Source organism: Burkholderiales bacterium, assembly GCA_013695435.1.
In the GTDB taxonomy this organism is placed as follows: domain Bacteria; phylum Pseudomonadota; class Gammaproteobacteria; order Burkholderiales; family JACMKV01; genus JACMKV01.
Genome location: JACDAM010000187.1, coordinates 1 through 3644, shown reverse-complemented (window position 1 = coordinate 3644; position 3644 = coordinate 1). Strand labels below are relative to the sequence as shown.

Here is a 3644-nt window from a genome sequence, read left to right as displayed (position 1 = left end):
TTTCGTACAGTGAAGCTCATTCCACACGCCGAGGCTTTACGTCTAAGAATGACCGGGTCAGACTCGACTTAGGTCGCAGAAACGGTTACTACCCAAACGTTCAGTCTATCTTCCCCTTATTCGGAACGGATCATTTGGTAACTACTATGCTTCCCCTATTTCTTTGGTAACGACCGCTGACCCTTCCCTGCGATAGCTATTTCCAGCGCAGTTTCAAGCCTGATAACCCGTCCAGTCAGGTCCTCTATTTTTTGCTGTTGCGTGTGCATCTGTCCCGCCATCCGCTCGATCTTGTCATTCATTTTGATGACTGTGGCCGAAGCGTCCCAAAGCTTGTCGGCGATGGCCATCAGATGGCTCTCTTACGCGGGTGCGCAGCTTCCATTTGTTCGATTCGCTTTTCTGATTCGGCAACAAACGCCAAGATCGCGTCGAGCGCCTTGGATGCTTTCGCCGCGGTGTTCTTGATTTGTTCGATCAATCGCTCAAGCACATCATCGTCATCATCCGGCTGGTACGCTTCTGCGGCCCGGCGGACGAATTCGCCAACAGTCAAATTTGCCGCCTTGGCTTTCTTAGAGATTTTTGCCTTTTGATCAGGAGTTACGAGAACTGGGATTCGCTCCGTCGCCGCTGCCATCTACGCCTCCACGAAATATGTGCATCACATGCACATATTAGAAAAGCGAGATCAAAAAAATCAATGCGTTTGTTCGTAGTGACTTAACTTCTTTAAGGTTCGTTTGCTTGCCGCGATGATGGCCGCCTCCCAGTAGGAAGGTTGAAATCGTTGATGAATCAGCATCGCTTCGAGAACGATGTCTGCTGTGAGCGACGCCATGGGAAACGCCAACCAGATTTCGATGAAGGCCGCGGCTTCTGTCGAGTAAGCCGAAAGTTGCGCTTGGGAGAAACGGCGTTAGCGAAGAACTCTCCGGCGACCTGGGCCGACCAGCACCACTGCGTTTCGCGCAGAATTTCCCGGGCGATGTCTGTTTTGGATTGCTCGTCTGGCCGGTTGTTGATCGCGTAGAGCAGGACACTGTTGTCAACGAACGCGGCGGCGGACATGAATTTCTTGGCGCGGGATTTTCTTGCCGACACCAAATCTCTTTACCTTGCGAAATAACGTTTCCATCTGAGCACGGGCTGCTGCGATTCGCTCCTCCTCCGCACCGTAATTTTCGAGGAACTGGCTGACTACTTTGCTAACGGAGGTATTGTCGGCCGCGGCCTTGACGCGTGCGCGGCGGTATATCTCTTCCGGGATCGATACCGTAACGTTTTTCACAGTCTCACAGTATCACAGGCGCGCCCAACGATTCGAGCAAGCGAATCCGCAATCCGCCTAGTACCAAAACTGATTTGGTTATTGCAGAACCTCAGCTTCGCGCTCGATCTTATCGATTGCCCCGCCGATGGCGTAGTTTCCGTTGATCAAATCCCAATTGCGATAGACGGTGCGAGGAGGTCCACCGACGAAGTCGATGTGCGGCTTAAATTGCTTGGCGGCATTCGTTCCCGGCGCGACCTCACAGTTCACGAGCGCGGAGAATTCGTGAAGCGTCGCGGGTTCACCGTTCTTGAGCACGGCGGGGCCGGCGCTCCTGAGATCGCTTTTCTGAACGAGCCGACCGATGTTGTTGCTGAGCTGGCCCAAGGTGGCCTCAGCCGAGTAAAAGCCAATGCCGAGCGAGTTCGCGATCGCGGCATCGTTGACTACGGTCGTTACGCGCAGGAGCTGGCAACCAGCAAGCGTTGACCCTGCCGGGACGGTGATCCGTTCGAGGCTGGGCGCGTTGGCCACGCGCTCGAGTTCATCAGTACAGTCGAGCGTCTGCGCGGCGCTCGGACGGCAGTTCTGCATATTCATCGCGGGGCTGTCTTCAACGGTGGCGTGGACGAGCTGAACATCGTCGCGGCTTTGATCGATGATCGGCGCAGGCTGCTCGGCGAACATGCCGTAGACCACGACCTGATACCGTTTCGGAAAAGTTTGCGGACGCGCGCCGCCGCCGTACTTTTTGATTGCCTCGTCATCGCCGTAGGTCGCAACGAACACCTTGCCATCGGCGATCGTCGGTGGAACAAACTTGGCGAACAGACCCAGCCGATCGCGCGCTCCGGATTGTTCACTTGTCCACAAGGCTTTCGATACGTCCTGAGCATCGAGCGCGAGCACGAGCCCCTTCACGCCGCGGAACGCATTGGCGTCGCCGTCGAGGGGAACGACCGCCCATAGAATCCCGTTTTTCTTCCCGTCGCTCGAAAGCGAGAGCATTCCGCCGGGCATGCCTTCCGGCAAATGGTGCTGATTCATTTTCGGGTTTGGAACCACGCGGCGGTTCACGAACGGGTACGCACGCAGCCGATCGTTTTCGCCCCACAGATAGATGCGCGCGCCGTTGGCGCCGTCCCAAAAAACCGGCGAGCCGTGCACGTGCGAGTGCGGATGCCCCTGCGCGACGTGCAGCTCCTGCAGCGTGTTCGGATTAGGACAGTGAGGCGCATTCTCATGCGCAGGGGCGACGTGCTTGCCCATCTTGCCCGTGGACAAAAGATAGAGCACGCCCTCCTTCCCGGCGCCGACCACCAGGTCGGTTTCGGGGATGAGTACCGGCCCCGAAGAGCCCAGATCGAAGTCGATCGAGTTCATGTGAGCGAAATTGCAAGGCGTGAAGTAATCCTTCACCTTGAACGCGTTGCCTTCGAGACGAAGCTTGACGAAGCTCTGCCCATAATTATTTCCCTTGGCATCGGCCGTGCCATTACCTGTCATCAGATAGATGTTGCCTGCGCCATCGGCAGTCGGCGCCTGCCCTGCCTGCCAGATGCCGCCGTCATTTCCGGTAGGCGTCGCGGCCCATTGAGCCTTTTTGGCGAGAGTCTTGGCGTCGTAGGCGAGAAGGAGTCCCTTGTTTCCGTCGCCCCCTAAACCGATGTACACGATGCCCTGGGACAACAGCAGCCCAGAGCGCTGTTTCTGGAGCTTAGAATTGAGGCCCGGCCCCTCGAGGACGACCGGAGGCGCAACATGCGTACCGTCCTTGAGCCGAAGCGCGTGCAGGCGATATTTGTAGTTGTGGTGCCCGCCATCGTCGTGCCACGCGACGACGTAGACGATCGATTTGGCGGGATCGATCACGGGCGTGCTGAGAATGCCCCACTCGGGATCGTTGGTGGCCCACATGTCGATCTCACCACCGCCCGGTCGAGGCTTTCCAAGCCAGGTCGCCCACAGCGGCACATTCTGTCCTTGAGGCCCCGGCCGCTCACGATCGGCGTCATAGAGATAAATCGTGTTATGCATCGTTGCGATGAGGACCGCGTTGAAGGTGCCCTGAACGAGCGGAGCGTTTGGATTGGTGCTGGCGTCGACTTTGAGCTTTGACACGTACAGCGGTTGCGCGACGATCTGGCCATCGGCGTACAGCGTCCACAACTTGCCGAAGGTTCCCGCGTTGACGCGCGCGGGCGTAAGAATCCGCTCGCCGGCATTGACTCCGGTCCGAGCCAGGTTGTTGCGCGAAGTGAGGACGTCGGCCGCTTCGGCGAAATGGGTAATCAGTACAACGGCGGCGAAAATGATGAGTGACCGCATTTCGACTATCGATGACGCGAAGGCGAAAGTGTTTGAAAAAACT

General features: G+C 57.2%; 6 protein-coding genes. 1 reads left to right on the top strand and 5 read right to left on the bottom strand.

Annotated elements, in window-relative coordinates; genetic code table 11:
• Positions 1-155: 155 nt before the first annotated feature.
• From H0V78_09550 to H0V78_09530, 5 genes are all read right to left on the bottom strand, one after another.
• The gene (locus tag H0V78_09550) at positions 156-350 is read right to left on the bottom strand and encodes a hypothetical protein (protein MBA2352006.1); all 195 of its coding nucleotides are present in this window, start codon (positions 348-350) and stop codon (positions 156-158) included.
• Positions 350-640 (bottom strand): ribbon-helix-helix protein, CopG family, encoded by a 291-nt coding sequence (locus tag H0V78_09545; protein MBA2352005.1) that lies wholly within the window; start codon positions 638-640, stop codon positions 350-352. Before H0V78_09545 ends, H0V78_09550 begins: the two co-directional genes overlap by 1 nt.
• 60 nt (positions 641-700) lie before the next feature.
• A complete protein-coding gene (locus H0V78_09540) occupies positions 701-841 on the bottom strand; it encodes a hypothetical protein (protein MBA2352004.1) in 141 nt (46 codons plus the stop codon).
• Positions 842-1048: 207 nt separating this feature from the next.
• Positions 1049-1291, bottom strand: a complete 243-nt coding sequence (locus tag H0V78_09535; protein ID MBA2352003.1) for a hypothetical protein — start codon at positions 1289-1291, stop codon at positions 1049-1051.
• A gap of 78 nt (positions 1292-1369) precedes the next feature.
• Positions 1370-3247 (bottom strand): hypothetical protein, encoded by a 1878-nt coding sequence (locus H0V78_09530; GenBank protein ID MBA2352002.1) that lies wholly within the window; start codon positions 3245-3247, stop codon positions 1370-1372.
• Between the two features lie 156 nt (positions 3248-3403).
• Between H0V78_09530 and H0V78_09525 the strand changes: the two genes are divergently transcribed.
• Positions 3404-3595 carry a hypothetical protein gene (locus H0V78_09525; protein MBA2352001.1) on the top strand — a complete coding sequence of 64 codons (192 nt, stop codon included), beginning with the start codon at positions 3404-3406 and terminating at the stop codon, positions 3593-3595.
• Positions 3596-3644 lie beyond the last annotated feature (49 nt).